The 15,965-nt window shown below is 67.9% G+C and carries 14 protein-coding genes; 11 read left to right on the forward strand and 3 right to left on the reverse strand.

The window, feature by feature from the left end:
• The first annotated feature begins 38 nt into the window (after positions 1 to 38).
• From ASD28_RS10080 to ASD28_RS10125, 10 genes are all read left to right on the forward strand, one after another.
• A complete protein-coding gene (locus ASD28_RS10080) occupies positions 39 to 794 on the forward strand; it encodes a (Fe-S)-binding protein (RefSeq protein WP_056126809.1) in 756 nt (251 codons plus the stop codon).
• A complete protein-coding gene (locus ASD28_RS10085; protein ID WP_056126810.1) occupies positions 791 to 1,468 on the forward strand; it encodes a lactate utilization protein in 678 nt (225 codons plus the stop codon). Before ASD28_RS10080 ends, ASD28_RS10085 begins: the two co-directional genes overlap by 4 nt.
• Positions 1,465 to 2,910: a LutB/LldF family L-lactate oxidation iron-sulfur protein gene (locus ASD28_RS10090; RefSeq protein WP_056126811.1), complete on the forward strand. Its 1,446-nt coding sequence runs from the start codon at positions 1,465 to 1,467 to the stop codon at positions 2,908 to 2,910. The genes ASD28_RS10085 and ASD28_RS10090 overlap by 4 nt, the downstream gene beginning before the upstream one ends.
• 26 nt (positions 2,911 to 2,936) lie before the next feature.
• On the forward strand, positions 2,937 to 4,592 hold the full coding sequence (locus tag ASD28_RS10095) for an L-lactate permease (protein WP_056126812.1): 1,656 nt from the start codon (positions 2,937 to 2,939) through the stop codon (positions 4,590 to 4,592).
• Complete coding sequence (locus ASD28_RS10100) at positions 4,589 to 6,037, forward strand: FAD-linked oxidase C-terminal domain-containing protein (protein ID WP_056126813.1); 1,449 nt, start codon at positions 4,589 to 4,591, stop codon at positions 6,035 to 6,037. The genes ASD28_RS10095 and ASD28_RS10100 overlap by 4 nt, the downstream gene beginning before the upstream one ends.
• 2 nt (positions 6,038 to 6,039) lie before the next feature.
• Complete coding sequence (glcE, locus tag ASD28_RS10105; RefSeq protein WP_056126814.1) at positions 6,040 to 7,098, forward strand: glycolate oxidase subunit GlcE; 1,059 nt, start codon at positions 6,040 to 6,042, stop codon at positions 7,096 to 7,098.
• A gap of 2 nt (positions 7,099 to 7,100) precedes the next feature.
• Positions 7,101 to 8,327 carry a glycolate oxidase subunit GlcF gene (gene glcF, locus ASD28_RS10110; protein ID WP_056126815.1) on the forward strand — a complete coding sequence of 409 codons (1,227 nt, stop codon included), beginning with the start codon at positions 7,101 to 7,103 and terminating at the stop codon, positions 8,325 to 8,327.
• An 85-nt stretch (positions 8,328 to 8,412) separates the two neighbouring features.
• The gene (locus ASD28_RS10115; RefSeq protein ID WP_056126816.1) at positions 8,413 to 8,592 is read left to right on the forward strand and encodes a hypothetical protein; all 180 of its coding nucleotides are present in this window, start codon (positions 8,413 to 8,415) and stop codon (positions 8,590 to 8,592) included.
• A gap of 87 nt (positions 8,593 to 8,679) precedes the next feature.
• Entirely contained in the window at positions 8,680 to 9,171 is a 492-nt protein-coding gene (locus ASD28_RS10120; RefSeq protein WP_056126817.1) for a hypothetical protein, read from the forward strand.
• Positions 9,172 to 9,257: 86 nt separating this feature from the next.
• Positions 9,258 to 11,213 (forward strand): GAF domain-containing sensor histidine kinase, encoded by a 1,956-nt coding sequence (locus ASD28_RS10125; RefSeq protein WP_056126818.1) that lies wholly within the window; start codon positions 9,258 to 9,260, stop codon positions 11,211 to 11,213.
• Here ASD28_RS10125 and ASD28_RS10130 read toward each other — a convergent pair whose 3' ends face one another.
• Positions 11,214 to 12,326 carry a DegT/DnrJ/EryC1/StrS aminotransferase family protein gene (locus ASD28_RS10130; RefSeq protein ID WP_056126819.1) on the reverse strand — a complete coding sequence of 371 codons (1,113 nt, stop codon included), beginning with the start codon at positions 12,324 to 12,326 and terminating at the stop codon, positions 11,214 to 11,216.
• A gap of 57 nt (positions 12,327 to 12,383) precedes the next feature.
• Complete coding sequence (locus tag ASD28_RS10135) at positions 12,384 to 12,620, reverse strand: hypothetical protein (protein ID WP_056126848.1); 237 nt, start codon at positions 12,618 to 12,620, stop codon at positions 12,384 to 12,386.
• A 71-nt stretch (positions 12,621 to 12,691) separates the two neighbouring features.
• On the opposite strand from ASD28_RS10135, the gene ASD28_RS10140 reads away from it, so the two are divergent.
• Positions 12,692 to 14,092: a PLP-dependent aminotransferase family protein gene (locus ASD28_RS10140; RefSeq protein WP_200949007.1), complete on the forward strand. Its 1,401-nt coding sequence runs from the start codon at positions 12,692 to 12,694 to the stop codon at positions 14,090 to 14,092.
• 3 nt (positions 14,093 to 14,095) lie between these two features.
• Here ASD28_RS10140 and ASD28_RS10145 read toward each other — a convergent pair whose 3' ends face one another.
• On the reverse strand, positions 14,096 to 15,904 hold the full coding sequence (locus ASD28_RS10145) for an ABC transporter ATP-binding protein/permease (protein WP_082577575.1): 1,809 nt from the start codon (positions 15,902 to 15,904) through the stop codon (positions 14,096 to 14,098).
• Positions 15,905 to 15,965 lie beyond the last annotated feature (61 nt).

The following is a 15,965-nucleotide window of genomic DNA, read 5'->3' on the forward strand; positions in this document are numbered from 1 at the left end:
ACTAAAAGAAAAAAGCCAATCCCTTTTGGAGACATTGCATGACTCGCAACGTGTATCTGTTCGGTACGTGTATGATCGACCTGTTCATGCCGCAGGCCGGGCTCGACGCCGTGCGCGTGCTGGAAGCGGCCGGCGTCACCGTCCACTACCCGCGCGGCCAGAGCTGCTGCGGACAGCCCGCGTGGAGCAGTGGTAATCCGGACGAGGCGCGGGCCGTCGCCCGCGCCCAGCTGGACCTGTTTCCCGAACCCTGGCCCATCATCGTCCCCTCCGGCTCGTGCGCGGGCATGATGCGCAAGCACTGGCACGAACTGTTCCGCGACGATCCCGTCCTCGGCGCACAGGCGCAGGCCGTGGCGGAGCGCGTCTACGAATTTGGCGCGTTCCTGCTGCACGTGCTGGAGTGGACCATGCCGGCCGGAGCACCCATCGTGTCCGAGGACGTCGTCCTGCACACCTCCTGTTCCGCGCGCCGCGAGATGGGTACGCGGGCCCACGGCGTGGCGCTGGTCGACGCGGTGCCCGGCGTGACGCGCGTGGAGCACGAGCGCGAATCCGAATGCTGCGGCTTCGGCGGCTCGTTCTCGATCAAGCATGCGGACATTTCCGGCGCCATGGTCACGGACAAGGTCGCATCCATGCGCGCGACGGGCTGCCGCCGCGTCGTGTCGGCCGATTGCGCCTGCCTGCTCAACATCGGCCACGCCGCGCAGCACCAGGGCGCGCCGCTCGCCGTCGAACATCTGGCCAGCTTCCTGTGGCGCCGAATCGGCGGCGCGGGAGAACAGGCATGAACGCGCGCGACCGCATCCTGGGCCGCCTGCGTGCCGCCGCTCCGCACGGTGCCGACACCCACGATCTCGAACACCGCATCGACGCCCATTTCGACGCGCGCCGCGACGAAGAGTCGCCCCACGTTCTCGCGCAGCGCATGCAGGCCGCGCTGGAGGCCGTGCGCGCGCAGGCGTGGTGCGCGCGGGCCGACGAATGGCCCGCGCTGCTGGCGCAACGCATCGTCGACGCCGGCGTGCGCCGCATCCTCGTCGACAGCGCGAGCGCCGAAGGCCGCGCGCTGCGTGCCGCGCTGCCCCCGACCGTCGAACCGCTCGCCTTCGACCGTCCGCTGGAAGACTGGAAAGGAGAACTGTTCGGCACCGTCGATGCCGGCTTCACGGTCGCCCGTTCCGGCATCGCCGCCACCGGCACGCTGGTGCTGGCGCCGGATACGGATTGTCCCCGCACCGTGTCGCTGGTGCCGCCGCTGCACATCGCGCTCGTCCACGCGCACACCCTGCATGCCGACCTGCACCAGGCGCTGCACGCGGAGCGCTGGCAGGACGGCATGCCGACCAACCTCGTGCTGGCGACCGGACCATCCCGCACGTCCGACATCCAGCAGACCCTGGCCTTCGGCGCGCACGGTCCGCGCTGGACGTGGGTCGTCATCGTCACCGGGGAGCCGGCATGACCACGTCCCCCTTGCAGTTCGTCCCGCCCCAGGACTTCCACGCGCGCAGCCGCGCGGCGCTGGACGACGTCCAGCTGCGCCAGAGTTTCAAGGGCGCGATGACCTTTTTGCAGGACAAGCGCCGCAGCCAGTTCGGCGACGACGACGAACTCCAGCGCCTGCGCGACCTCGGCGAAGCGGTGCGCAAGAACGCGCTCGCCAAACTGCCCGCGCTGCTGGAACGGCTGGAAGCGAAGCTGACGGCGGCCGGCGCCACGGTCCACTGGGCGGCATCGCCCGAGGAAGCGAATGCGATCATCCACGGCATCGCCACCGCGCGCGGCGCGCACAGCATCGTCAAGGGCAAGTCGATGGCGAGCGAGGAGATCGAGCTCAATCACTACCTCGAAGCGCGCGGCGTCAAGTGCCTGGAGTCCGACATGGGCGAGTACATCGTCCAGCTGGCGGGCGAAAAGCCGTCGCACATCGTGATGCCGGCGATTCACAAGACCCGCGCGGACATCGGCGCGCTGTTCGCCGAGCACATTCCGGACACGGAATACACGGAAGACGTCGACCGCCTGATCCAGACCGGGCGGCACACGTTGCGCAACGCGTTCGTCGAGGCCGACATCGGCCTGTCGGGCGTGAACTTCGCCGCCGCCGACACGGGCACGCTATGGCTCGTCGAGAACGAGGGCAACGGCCGCCTGTCGACCACCGTGCCGGACGTGCACATCGCCATCATGGGCATCGAGAAGGTCGTGGAGAAGCTGGAACACATCGTGCCGCTCGCGAGCCTGCTGACGCGGTCGGCGACGGGGCAGGCCGTCACCACGTACTTCAACCTGATCTCGGGCCCGCGCCGCGCGAATGAACTGGACGGGCCGCGCGAGCTGCACCTCGTCCTGCTCGACAACGGCCGCACGCAAGCCTACGCCGACGAGGAGCTGCGGGCCACGCTGCAATGCATCCGCTGCGGCGCGTGCATGAACCATTGCCCCGTCTACGGCCGCATCGGCGGCCATGCGTACGGCACGACGTATCCCGGGCCGATCGGCGCGATCCTGTCGCCGCACCTGCTGGGCCTCGAGTCCACGGCGGACCTGGCCACGGCGTCGAGCCTGTGCGGCGCGTGCGGCGATGTCTGCCCCGTGCGCATCCCGATCCCGCAACTGCTCGTGCGCCTGCGCACGGAAGCGAACCGCGATCCCGACGCCGAGGTCGAACATCCGCTGCGCGGGCAGGGCGCCAAGTACAGCCGCGGCGAGCGCCTCGTCTGGCGCTTCTGGTGCGGCGCGTTCGGCCGGCCCGGCGTCTACCGCATGTTCCGCTGGGCGGCCACGCGCCTGCGTGTGTTGGCGCCGACGCAGCAACTGGGCTGGACAAAATACAGAACCCCCCTCAAGCCCGCACCGCGCAGCCTGGCCGACCTGCTGCGCGACAAGAATCAGGCCCAATAAGAATTCAATCAATCAAGGAGACTTAGATGGTATGGCAACAGGTTTATGATCCGTTCGGCAGCATGGTCCTATCGACCCTGCTGGCCGCGATCCCCGTGGTGGTGATGCTCGCCGCGCTCGGCTTCTTCCACATCAAGGCACATATCGCGGCCGCGCTCGGCCTGGCCGCGGCCTTTTGCGTGGCCGTCTTCGCTTACTCCATGCCGGCCGCGATGGCGGGCAAGGCCGCGCTGCTGGGCGGCTTCACCGGCCTGCTGCCCATCGGCTGGATCGTCCTGAACATCATCTTCCTGCAGCAGCTGTGCGAACAGAACGGCAGCTTCAAGGTGCTGCAGGCATCGCTGTCCGGCATCACGAACGACCGCCGCCTGCAACTGCTGCTGATCGCGTTCTGCTTCGGCGCGTTCTTCGAGGGCGCGGCGGGCTTCGGCACGCCGGTCGCGGTCACGGCCGGCATCCTGATCGGCCTGGGGTTCTCGCCGCTGGCCGCGTCCGGCCTGTCGCTGATCGCGAACACGGCACCCGTCGCATTCGGCGCGCTCGGCTCGCCCGTGATCACGCTGGCGAAAGTGCACGGCTACGACCTGATGGAAGTGACCGCGATGATCGGCCGCCAGCTGCCGTTCTTCTCGCTGCTCGTGCCGTTCTGGCTGATCTGGGCGTTCGCCGGCCGCAAGGCGATGTGGGACATCTGGCCCGCGATCCTCGTGACGGGCCTGTCGTTCGCGATCCCGCAATTCCTCGTGTCGAACTTCATCGGTCCGGAACTGGTGGACATCATCGCGGCCCTCGTGTCGATGGCGTCGCTGATCCTGTTCCTGCGCGTGTGGCAGCCGAAGACCGTGTGGACGTCGGCCAGCCTGAAGGGCCGCGAGGCGGAGACCGCCCGGCCCGCGGACAGCGTCGGGAAGTACACGCGCGCGGAACTCGTGCGCGCCTGGACGCCGTGGCTCATCCTGACCGTGTTCGTCTTCATCTGGGGCCTGCCGCCGGTGAAAGCATATTTCAACACGCTGTTCGCGCCGAAATTCCCGATGGATGGCCTGCATAACCTGGTGATGCGCGTGCCGCCGGTGGTGCCGCACGCCGAGCCGGAAGCGGCCGTCTACGTGTTCAACCTGCTGTCGGCGACGGGCACCGGCATCCTGCTGTCGGCCATCGTCGGCGCGCTGTTCATGCACTACAGCCTGGGTGCGATCGTGCGCACGTTCGTCCGCACGCTGTGGCTCGTGCGCTACTCGCTGCTGACCATCGTGCTGATGCTGGCCCTGGGCACGCTCACGCGCTACTCCGGCACCGACACAACGCTGGGTCTCGCTTTCGCCAACACGGGCGCGCTGTACCCGTTCTTCGGCACCCTCATGGGCTGGCTCGGCGTGGCGATGACGGGTTCCGACACCGCGTCGAACGTGCTGTTCGGCGGCATGCAGAAGGTGGCGGCGGAGCAGCTCGGCCTGGCCCCGAACCTGATGGGCGCCGCGAACAGTTCCGGTGGCGTCATGGGCAAGATGATCGATGCGCAATCCATCGTCGTCGCCTCCACGGCCACGCGCTGGATCAACCATGAAGGCGACATCCTGCGCTTCGTCTTCTTCCATTCCTTCGCACTGGCCGTGCTGGTCGGTGTCATGGTCACGCTGCAGGCGTATGTGTGGCCGTTCACGTTGCTGGTGATCCGATGAATTCTGCTGTCGCCGCGCTGCGCGCCGTGCTGCCCGACCGCTGTATCCTTGCCAACGACGAGGAAACGCGCCCCTACGAATGCGACGGCCTCGCCGCCTACCGCCAGATCCCGATGATCGTGCTGCTGCCGGAGAACGAGGCGCAGATCATGGCCGCCATCGCCGTGTGCCGGCAATTGAACCTGCCGATCGTGCCGCGCGGCGCCGGCACCGGCCTGTCCGGCGGCGCGATGCCGATCGCGGGCGGCGTCGTGCTGTCGACGGCGCGCCTGAACCGGATCGTGAAACTCGATCCGACCGCCCGCACGGCCGTCGTGCAGCCCGGCGTGCGCAATCTCGCGATCTCGGAAGCGGCCGCGCCGCACGGGCTGTATTACGCGCCCGACCCGTCGTCGCAGATCGCGTGCACGATCGGCGGCAACGTCGCCGAGAACTCCGGCGGCGTGCACTGCCTGAAATACGGCCTCACCGTGCACAACGTGCTGCGCGTGCGGATGGTGACGACGGAGGGCGAGATCGTCGAATTGGGCAGCGAGGCGCTGGACGCGCCGGGCCTCGACCTGCTGGCCGTCGCCATCGGGTCGGAAGGCATGCTCGGCGTCGTGACCGAGGTGACGGTGAAACTGGTGCCGAAGCCGCGCGTGGCGCGCGTCGTGATGGCGTCGTTCGACGACATCGTGAAGGCCGGCGATGCCGTCGCCAACGTGATCGCGGCCGGCATCATCCCGGCCGGCCTGGAAATGATGGACCGGCTGTCGACGCAGGTCGCGGAGGAATTCGTGCACGCGGGTTACGACACGCAGGCCGCCGCCGTGCTGCTGTGCGAATCCGACGGCATCCCCGAGGAAGTCGAGGAAGAGATCGCGCGCATGAGCGAGGTGCTGAGCGAGTGCGGCGCGACGGCGCTGGCCGTGTCGCGGGACGAGGCGGAGCGCCTGCGCTTCTGGTCCGGCCGCAAGAACGCGTTCCCGGCCGTCGGCCGCATCTCGCCGGACTATTACTGCATGGACGGCACGATCCCGCGCAAGCACCTCGCCCATGTGCTGCAGCGGATCGAGGCGATGGAACAGAAGTATGGCCTGCGCTGCGCGAACGTGTTCCACGCCGGCGACGGCAACCTGCACCCGCTCATCATGTTCGATGCGAACGTGCCGGGCGAATTCCACCGCGCGGAGCAGTTCGGCGCCGACATCCTCGAGCTGTGCGTCGAAGTGGGCGGCACGATCACGGGCGAACACGGCGTCGGCATCGAGAAGATCAATTCGATGTGCGTGCAGTTCTCGCGCGCCGAGCTGGATGCGTTCCTCGCGGTGAAGCGCGCCTTCGATCCGGCCGGCATCCTCAATCCCGACAAGGCGATTCCGACCCTGCACCGCTGCGCCGAATACGGCCGCATGCACGTGCGCCACGGGCGGATGCCGTTTTCCAACCTGCCGCGCTTTTGAAGATGGATACGACCTTACAAGACTTCGCCGACCGGATCGGCCATGCCACCGCCACCAGGTCCCCGCTGCGCATCCGCGGCGGCGGCAGCAAGGACTGGTACGGGCAGGACGTGCAGGGCACGGTGCTCGATACGACGCCGTATCGCGGCATCACCGACTACGAGCCGACCGAACTCGTGATCACGGCCCGCTGCGGCACGCCGCTGGCCGAGATCGAGGCGCACCTGGCGCGGCACGGCCAGATGCTCGCGTTCGAGCCGCCGCACTTCGGTCCTGGCGCGACGATCGGCGGCACCGTGGCCGCCGGGCTGTCCGGACCGCGCCGCCAGGCCGCCGGCGCCGTGCGCGATTTCGTGCTCGGGGCCGTGCTGCTGGACGGGAAGGGAGAGACGCTGCACTTCGGCGGCAAGGTGATGAAGAACGTGGCGGGCTACGACGTGTCGCGCCTGCTGGCCGGATCGCTGGGCGTGTTCGGCCTGATCGCCGAGGTGTCGCTGAAGGTGCTGCCGCAGCCCGTCGCCGAATGCACGGTGCGGCTGCACATGAACGAGGACGAGGCGCTGCGCCGGCTGAACGAATGGGGCGGCCAGCCGTTGCCCGTCTCCGCCTCCAGCTGGCACGACGGCGTGCTGGCGGTGCGCCTGTCGGGCGCGCGGTCGGCCGTCGATGCGGCGCGCAAGCGCATCGGTGGCGAGCTGCTGGACGATGCCGACGGCTGGTGGCGCGCGCTGCGCGAGCATGACGGCGCGTTCTTCGCGGACGCCGGCAGCCTGTGGCGCCTGTCCCTGCCGACGATTGCGCCACCGCTGGCGCTGCAAGGTACGCAACTGATCGAATGGGGCGGCGCGCAGCGCTGGCTCCGGACGGATGCCGATGCGGCCACCGTGCGCGCGGCCGCGGGCCAGGCCGGCGGCCACGCGACGCTGTTCCGCGGTGGCGACCGTCAAGCGGGGGTCTTCCAGCCGCTGGCGCCCGCCGTCCTCGCGATCCACCGCCAACTCAAGACTGTGTTCGACCCGGCCGGGGTGTTCAACCGCGGCCGCATGTACAAGGATTTCTAGCCGTGCAAACCAATCTCGCCGATTTCATCCGGGGCACGCGCGACGGCGACGAGGCCGACGCGATCCTGCGCAAATGCGTGCATTGCGGCTTCTGTACCGCCACGTGCCCGACCTATCAACTGTCCGGCGACGAGCTGGAAGGCCCGCGCGGCCGCATCTACCTGATCAAGCAGGTGCTCGAAGGCCGGCCCGCCACCGATAAGACCCAGGCGCACCTGGACCACTGCCTCACGTGCCGCAATTGCGAATCGACCTGTCCGTCCGGCGTGCAGTACGGACGGCTGGCCGACATCGGCCGGCGCGTCGTCGAGCAGCAGGTCGCGCGGCCCGCGCGCCAGCGCATGCTGCGCACGCTGCTGAAGGAGACCCTGCCGCGCCGCTGGCTGTTCACGCCGGCGCTGAAGGTGGGGCAGGCGGTGCGGCCGCTGCTGCCGCAGGCATTGAAGGACAAGGTGCCGGCGCGGCAAAGCGCGGGCGTGTGGCCGCGCACCGAGCACGCGCACAAGATGCTGTTCCTGGAAGGCTGCGTGCAGCCGGCGATGTCGCCGAACATCAATGCGGCGACGGCGCGCGTGTTCGATGCCGTCGGCGTGCAGATCGTCGCGGCCAGCCGGGCCGGCTGCTGCGGCGCCATCCGCTGGCACATGAACGATGCGGACGGCGGCCGCGCCGACATGCGCCGCAATATCGACGCGTGGTGGCCGTACCTGGAGCAGGGGATAACGACCATCCTGATCAACGCCTCCGGCTGCGGCGCGATGATCAAGGAATACGGTCATGCGCTGGCCGACGACCCGGCCTACGCGGCGAAGGCGGCGCGCGTCTCGGCCGCGGCGAAGGACGTCAGCGAAGTGCTGCCCGAGTTCGAGGCCAGGTTGCGGGCGAAGCTGCGCAAACGGGAGACCGGCGAGCGCGTTGCGTATCACCCGCCGTGCACACTGCAGCACGGCCAGAAGATCCGCGGCAAGGTCGAGGACCTGCTGCGCGCGGCCGGCGTCGACGTGCGGCTGTGCGCGGACAGCCACCTGTGCTGCGGCTCGGCCGGCACGTATTCTGTGCTGCACAAGGAGGTGTCGCTGCGCCTGCGCGACGACAAGCTGGCGCGGCTGGAAGCGACGGCACCGGAGCGCATCGTGTCCGCCAACATCGGTTGCATCACGCACCTGCAGTCGGGGACGGACGTGCCGGTGGAGCACTGGGTCGAACTGCTCGATCGCGCGCTGCAGTAAGGAAAAAAGTGGCCGGAAATCAAGCCTTGCAATGCTGGACTCGAGGTCTATACTGACAGCCTGCTCTGTTTGCAGGAGGCATTCCATGCAGTGTATCCAGTACGCCGCCGGCCACAAGAACCCGCCATCGGCACCGCCGGCGATTCCACCGATCATCATCAACCCGTTCAAGAGCCAGATCCCATCGCCGGCGATCGACCCGCGCAACACGCCGCCCGGCCCACCCATCGTGCCGCCCCGCGGCCCCGACCTGCGCATCATCTAGCGGTACGGAAGCGGCGCTTGTCCAGTGCGCCGTGAACGCCTATGATCTTGCTTCTGGGCGCATGCCCGCACGACCGAGAAAGCAAGAATGAACGACGACATCCCAGACCACGACGATGATGCTCCCGTGCAGGAGCCCCGTCTGTGGCAGGGCAACGGCTGGACCGCACGCGTCATCAAGAACGAAGACGACGACGGCTGGGCCGTGGCCATGTACAAGGACGGTGAATCCGAGCCTGCCCTCGTCGGCCCCTGGACCATGGGCCGCGACAAGAAAAACCCGAAGCCGCTCGATACGCCGGCGTTCCACACGCTCGTCAAGACGGCGTCCGAAGTGATCCGCCGCCACGAGCAGCAGTTGCACGCGCAATTGCACAAGAGCACCGTCGTCTCGACCGCCGACGGGGAACTGAAGGTGACGCTGGACATCGTCCCGGACGAGGACAATCCGTATGCGCTGCTGAGCGCGTTCGACGAGATGGGCGAGCGCGTGGCGCAGGTGCGCGTGCGTCCCGATTTCAAGTTGTCGCCGTCGTCCGCGTCCACCTGGGTCGAGAACGAGTTTCGCGCGCCCCGGTAAGGCATTTTCGCGACACAACCCCCGCAGAGACGGCCTGAACTGATAAGATTTCCCGAGCGTAACTTTTTGTTCGATAAGGGGAATCGATGGAAGACCGCCTCGCCCGCCTGGAAACGGTCCAGGCCATGCTGCTGGGCATCGGGCACCTGTCCGCCAGCTGTACCGACGTCACCGAGTTCATCGGCGCCGTGCACCGCGCGCTGGGCCGCATCATGTATGCGGAGAACTTCTACGTCACGTTGGCCGAGCGGGAAGACGACACGGTCCGGTTCGTCTATTTCGTCGACTCGCGCGACGCGGGGCCGGGCCCCGACGAGCGCGTGACGCTCGCGTCGCCCGACGAATCGCCGACGGCCTGGGTCATGCTCAACAAGCAACCGCTCGTGGTGACGGGCGAGGAAATGCGGGCGCGCGAGAATGGCGGCGTCTGGGGCACGGGGAGCATCGCCGAGCACTGGATGGGTTGCCCGCTGCTCGACCAGCAGCACGAGGTCGTGGGCGCCATCGTCATCCAGAGCTACCTGCCCGAGTACACGTACAGCGAGGAAGATCAGGCGCTGTTCGCGCTGATCGCCAACCACGTGTCGAACGCGCTGCAGGGCCTGCAGAGCATGGACCGCCTCGAGCGCGCCGTGCAGGAGCGCACGCGCGCGCTGGCGCGCGAGGTGGCCGAGCGCCGCCGCGCGGAACAGGTGCAGCATGCGCTGTACCAGATCGCGGACCTGTCGGCCTCCGCCATCGAGACCGACGTGCTGGCGGCCAGTCTGCACGCCATCATCGGCGAACTGATGATGGCGAAGAACTTCATCATCGCGCTCACGCATCCGGACACGGGCGAGATCAGCATCCCGTATTTTGCCGACGAAAAGGACGACGCGCCGCCGCAGCAGCGCTTCCCGTTCGGGATGGGCATGGTGTCGTACGTGCTGCAGACCAAGCAGGCGCAGCTCCACGACGCCGGCAGCTTCGCGCGCCTGCACGCGGCGGGCAAGGTGAAGCACCCGCTGGGGAACACGGACATCGCGAGCTGGATCGGCGCGCCGATGCTCGTCAACGACAAGGCGTACGGCGTGCTGGTCGTGCAGAGCTATGACCCGACCATCGTCTACACGAAGGCGGACCTGGACCTGATGGCCTTCATCTCCAGCCACGTGGCGGTGGCGATCGCGCGCATGCAGGCCGACCGCGCCATCCGCAAGGCCAAGGAACGCCTGGAACAGCAGAACGCCGCGCTCGAACAGGCGCTGCACCAGTTGCAGGAAGCGCAGACGGAACTGGTGCGCAAGGAAAAGCTCGCGTCGCTGGGCCAGATGGTGGCCGGCGTCGCGCACGAGATCAACACGCCGCTGGGCATCTGCGTGACGGCCACGAGCCACCTGGTGCAGGAACTCAAGCTCACGCGTGAGGAGCTGGCGGCGGGGGAGATGACCCAGGACAGCCTGGAGGCGTTCTTCGACATCGTCGACCAGTCCCTGCGCATCATGACCACCAACACGCAGCGCGCCGCGGCGCTCGTGCGCAGTTTCAAGCAGGTCGCGGTGGACCAGTCTTCGGACGACGTCCGCACGTTCAATTTCGGCACGTATTTGAACGAGGTGCTGCTGTCGCTGCAGCCGAAGCTGAAGGGCCGGCCGCTGGAAGTCGCGGTCGACTGCCCGAAAGACCTGATGCTGGAGAGTTTTCCGGGCGCGGTGTCGCAAATCGTCACCAACATGGTCGTCAACTCGCTGATGCACGGCTTCGAGCGCGACCAGCCCGGCCACATCACGCTCCACGCGGCGCTCGACGGCGACCACGTCGTGTTCGACTACGCCGACGACGGCGTGGGCATGGATGCGGAGACGCTGGCCAAGCTGTTCGACCCGTTCTTCACGACGAAGCGCGGCAGCGGCGGCAGCGGCCTCGGTGGCCACATCCTGTACAACCTCGCGACGAATGTGCTGCAAGGCTCGCTGCGCGTGGAGAGCAGCCCGGGGCAGGGCCTGCGCTACCACCTGCGCTTTCCGCGCAAGACTTCCCGGCCCGAGTTGAAGCTGGCCTGACTAGCCGAGGATATCGGCGATCGCCGCGCACACGCGGTCCACGTCCGCTTCGTTCATCCCGCAGTGCAGGGGGATCGTGACGGTCTCCCGGCCGATCCGTTCCGCGTTCGGGAACTGGCCCTCGCGCCAGCCGAGGCTGCGGCCGAGCGTCGTCAGGTGCGACGGTTCGTACGACAGCCCCGTCGCGATCTCCCGTTCGCGCAGCGCGGCGCGGAAGCGTTGCCGCGTCGTCCCGAGCGCTTCGTACGGCAGCAGCACGCAGAACATGTTCCAGCTCTGGCCCGGCACGCCGCGCGGCGGCAGCACGGCGCCGTCGATGGCCGGGAACACGTCGAAATAGCGCTCGGCCAGGCGCTGGCGCTGCGCCAGGAAGGCGGGCAGTTGCGCGAGCTGGGCGAGGCCGATCGCGGCCGACACGTCCGACATGTTGTACTTGCCGCTCGCGACCGCGACGTCGCGCGTGTCGTCCGCCAGGCGCTCGATGCCGTGGAAGCGCAGCACCTCGATGTGCTTGGCCGTCGCGTCGTCGGGCACGACGATGGCGCCGCCCTCGATCGTCGTCATGTTTTTATTCGGGTGGAACGAGAACGTGGCGATGTCGCCGAAGCTGCCGATGGGCTGGCCCTTCCACGTCGAGCCCTGCACGAGGGCGGCATCCTCGATCACCCGCAGGCCGTGGCGCCGCGCCAGCGCGTACAGCGCGTCCATGTCGCCCATGGCGCCGGGGAAGTGCGTGGGCACGATCGCCTTCGTGCGCGGCGTGATGGCGGCTGCCACCTGGTCGAGGTCGATCGCGCGCGTGACGAGGTCGCAGTCGACGAACACGGGCCGGGCGCCGACCTTGACGATCATGTTCATCGTCGAGAAGAAGCTTTGCGTGGACGTGATCACCTCGTCGCCGGGCTTGACGCCGCACGCCAGCAGCGCCAGTTCCATCGCCCCCGTGGCCGACGTCAGCGTGCGCGTCGGACGGCCGCCAAAGGTCCCGGACAGCGCGCGCTCGAACGCCAGGACGCGCGGGCCGCTGGCGATCCAGCCGCTCTTCATCGTGTCGGTCACGGCGGCGAGGGTGGCGTCGTCGAGCGCCGGTTGGGAAAAGTTCAGCAGGGCCATGGGCGTCCTTCGGGTGCGTTGTCGGACGGATATTCTAGTCTGCGCGGCGGAGCACCGTCATGGGTAGCCCAGGTCCAGGCCGAGCACCCTGGCAAGGGCGAAGGTAACGATCCCCAGGCCCACGAGGATCACCACGAAGAGTACGGCCACCTTGGCGCTCGTGCGCAGCACCGCGCGACTCTCCTGGGCTTTTCCCTTCTTTCCCTGGTCGTAATGCCACTTGATGGCGAAGAACATCCCCGTGGCTAGCACGAGAAACTTGAATATAACGAAGACTACAGGGATCCATTCCATGATTTTTGTGTTTGAACCATCGTCGAATACCCACATACTACGCAAAAGCAATCTCCATACATCGAGACAAAATGTCCCAGTTGAAATCCATACAAGATGACGATTTTCCCATCTGGTTGCCGCGCCTGTCCGTGCATGGCGGGCCGCGTTTCCTGCAGATTGCGGAGGCGTTGCAGGCGGCGGTGGCGGACGGATCGCTGAAACCGGGCGACCGGCTGCCTCCGCAGCGCCGGCTGGCGGCACAGCTGGACGTCGACCTGACGACGGTCACGCGTGCCTACGACGAAGCCAGGCGCCGCAACCTGCTGGAGGGCCGCGGCGCCCGCGGCACGTATGTCGCGGCGCCGAAAGTCGAATTGACGGCGATCCTCGACCTGAGCATGAACACCCCGCCGCCGCCGGACGGCGTGGACTTCGACGACATGTTGAAACAGGGTCTGTCGCAAGTGCTGATGCGGTCCGATAACGCAGCGCTGATGAATTACCACCTGGGCGGGGGCAGCGACTCCGACCGCAAGGCCGGCGCCGCGTGGCTCGCACCGATGTTCGGCCAGCCGGATGCACGCCAGGTCGTCGTCTGTCCGGGTGCGCAAGCCGCGATCGCCGCGCTGATCCTTGCGCTGACGGCGCCCGGCGATGTCATCCTGGCGGAGCCGACGACGTATCCCGGCCTGCTGGCCGCGGCCACCCAGTTCGGCCGGCAGGTCATCGCGGTGGAAGCGGACAGGCACGGGATGGTCCCGGAGATGCTCGAGGAAGCGTGCCGCCGGCACAAGCCCGGGCTGGTGTACCTCAATCCGACCTTGCAGAACCCGACCGCCGTCACCATGCCGGAACGTCGGCGCAAGGCGCTCGCCGGGATCGCGCAGCGCTGCCAGGCAAGCATCGTCGAGGACGATCCCTACTGGCGCCTTGCCGCGGCTCCGCCGCCGCCCGTCGCCACGTTTGCGCCGGACCAGGTGGTCTACATCTCGACCCTGTCGAAATGCCTGACGCCCGGCTTGCGGGTCGCCTTCGTGCTCGTACGCGACCCGCACGTACGTGAACGGTTCCTGGCCGCGCTCAGGTCATTCGCGCTGATGGTCGCGCCGCTGACGGCCGCGCTGGCCACGCAGTGGATCCTCGACGGTTCGGCGGACCGGTTGATGGAAGGCGTACGCAACGAGGCGCGCCTGCGGCACCGGATGGCCCGGGATATCCTGGCGGGGCGGTACAGCGGGGCCGGGGACGGCCTGCATGTCTGGCTCGAGTTGCCGGCGTACTGGACCGCCTCGCAACTTGCGCGCGCGGCCGACCGCGAGGGCATCGCCGTCACGCCGGCGGAGGCGTTCGCAACCGGCGGCGGGTCCGCGAATGCCATCCGGATCTCCCTGGGCAGCATCAAGGACCGCGGACGCTTGCAGGCGGGGCTTCAACGGCTCTCTCACCTGCTTGCGCGGCGGCCCGAGCCGTTCGGCGCTGCCGTGGTGTGACGTCTAGCCGGCGAACGTCGCGACGGCCGCCGGCCGCACCGGTGCCGGCCCGGTGTCGGCCACGGGTTTGTCGAACTCGAATCCGCCGGCTTCGCTGACTTCCCACGTCCCGTCGCCCGTCAGCTTCAGCACGTGCGTGTGGTGACGCAGCACGGCTTCGCGGTGGGCGATGCTCACGAGGGTCGCGCCGCTGGCGCGCAGGCGCGCGTACAGCGCGGTTTCATTGGCGCTGTCGAGCGCGCTTGTCGCCTCGTCCAGGATGACGATCCGCGGCGCGTGCACCAGCACGCGGCCGAAGGCGAGACGCTGCTGCTCGCCGACCGACAGCAACTTGCCCCAGTCGTGCACGGCGTCCAGGCCGCCCACGCGGTCGGCCAGTGCGGGCAGGTGCACCTGTTGCAGGATGTCGAGCAGCTGCTCGTCGCCCAGGTCGCGGTGCACGCTGGGATAGATGAGCTGGCTGCGCAGGGTGCCGGGCTGCAGATACGGCTGCTGCGGCAGGAAGAACACGTCTTCCAGCGGCGGATGCTGGATCGTGCCGCTGCCCGTGTGCCACAGCCCCGCGATCGCGCGCAGCAGCGAGCTCTTGCCGCAGCCGCTGGCGCCGGTGATCAACAGCGCGTCGCCGGGCTTCAGCACGAGGCTCAGTTCCTTGATGAGGACGCGGTCCGATTGCGGCGGATGCAAGGTCACGGCTTCCAGCGCGAAGTGCGTGCCGGGCCGCATCGCGATGCGCGGCTGTCGATCATCGGCGGCAGGCTGCGCACCGGGCAGCACGAGGTTGGACAGGGCTTGCAGGCGGCCGATGCCCGCCACGAAACGGCTGAGGCTCTCGAAGTTGTCGACGATGACGCCCACCGCGCCGAGCACGGCCGTAAAGGCGCCGGCGGCGCGCGTCGCGGCGCCCACTTCCAGTTCGCCCGACAGCACGCCTCCGGCCAGCAGCACGTAGGGCAGCACGACGGTGAGCTGGCTGAACGTGCGCTGGAAGAAATTCAGCGCGCGCTGTTTCCTGATCAGCCGCGCAAAGTTGCGGATGACCTTGTCGAAGCGGCTGTCGATGTGCGTGCGCTCCTGCGCTTCGCCCCGGTAGAACGCGATCGACTCGGCATTCTCGCGCAGGCGCATCAGGCTGAAGCGGAAGTCGGCCTCGCGCCGCAACTGCCAAAAATTCAGCTGGATCAACGGACTGCCGAAGAAGTACAGGGCGACGATATTGCCCATCACCGCATAGGCCACGAGCACGGCGACGAGCAGGTGCGAGATCGACCACAGCACGGTGCTGAACGCGACCAGTTGCATGAGCGAGCCGAGGAAGATCAGCAGGAAATTGATCGACCGGCCCGTGAACGTGTTGATGTCCTCGCTGATGCGCTGGTCCGGATTGTCGATCTCGTTGCCGGCGCCCAGCGCGTAGTATTTGCGGTCCTGCAGGTAGCCGTCGAGGAAGCGGCCGGTGAGCCAGCGCCGCCACTGGTTCGCGAACACGTCGCGCATGTAGTAATAAAAGGCGTAGGTCGGCACCGCGAACGCGAGGATGAACAGGCAGGCGCGCACCGCGGTCCAGAAGCGGTCGGCCTCCTTGCCCGCCAGTGCCGACGTCAATTCTCCAGTCTGGTTGTTCAGCATGACCGCAAGCTTGGTATCGACCAGCATCAGCACGATCAACAGCAGCAGCAGGGTCCAGGCCCTGCCTTTCTCATCGCCCAGCCAGTAGGGCCTGGCGACGTTGACGAAGTGCTTCCACGCGGCGAGCGACAGGGGGGCGGGCTTGGGCTGGGTCGGACCTTCGTCCGGAACGTGCGTGGTCATGATCGGTCTCTGCGGAAGTATTTACCGCCAGACTACGGCCACGCACCGGATCGTTCAGTGC

Origin of the sequence: Massilia sp. Root133, from assembly GCF_001426525.1 — a bacterium.
GTDB lineage: Bacteria > Pseudomonadota > Gammaproteobacteria > Burkholderiales > Burkholderiaceae_D > Telluria > Telluria orientalis.

Coding starts and splice junctions, on each gene's coding strand:
- ASD28_RS10090 (WP_056126811.1), top strand. CDS start 1,465: ATGACCACGTCCCCCTTGCAGTTCGTCCCGCCCCAGGACTTCCACGCG.
- ASD28_RS10130 (WP_056126819.1), bottom strand. CDS start 12,326: ATGGCCCTGCTGAACTTTTCCCAACCGGCGCTCGACGACGCCACCCTC.
- ASD28_RS10125 (WP_056126818.1), top strand. CDS start 9,258: ATGGAAGACCGCCTCGCCCGCCTGGAAACGGTCCAGGCCATGCTGCTG.
- ASD28_RS10080 (WP_056126809.1), top strand. CDS start 39: ATGACTCGCAACGTGTATCTGTTCGGTACGTGTATGATCGACCTGTTC.
- ASD28_RS10085 (WP_056126810.1), top strand. CDS start 791: ATGAACGCGCGCGACCGCATCCTGGGCCGCCTGCGTGCCGCCGCTCCG.
- ASD28_RS10120 (WP_056126817.1), top strand. CDS start 8,680: ATGAACGACGACATCCCAGACCACGACGATGATGCTCCCGTGCAGGAG.
- ASD28_RS10115 (WP_056126816.1), top strand. CDS start 8,413: ATGCAGTGTATCCAGTACGCCGCCGGCCACAAGAACCCGCCATCGGCA.
- ASD28_RS10140 (WP_200949007.1), top strand. CDS start 12,692: ATGTCCCAGTTGAAATCCATACAAGATGACGATTTTCCCATCTGGTTG.
- glcE (WP_056126814.1), top strand. CDS start 6,040: ATGGATACGACCTTACAAGACTTCGCCGACCGGATCGGCCATGCCACC.
- ASD28_RS10095 (WP_056126812.1), top strand. CDS start 2,937: ATGGTATGGCAACAGGTTTATGATCCGTTCGGCAGCATGGTCCTATCG.
- ASD28_RS10135 (WP_056126848.1), bottom strand. CDS start 12,620: ATGGAATGGATCCCTGTAGTCTTCGTTATATTCAAGTTTCTCGTGCTA.
- ASD28_RS10145 (WP_082577575.1), bottom strand. CDS start 15,904: ATGACCACGCACGTTCCGGACGAAGGTCCGACCCAGCCCAAGCCCGCC.
- ASD28_RS10100 (WP_056126813.1), top strand. CDS start 4,589: ATGAATTCTGCTGTCGCCGCGCTGCGCGCCGTGCTGCCCGACCGCTGT.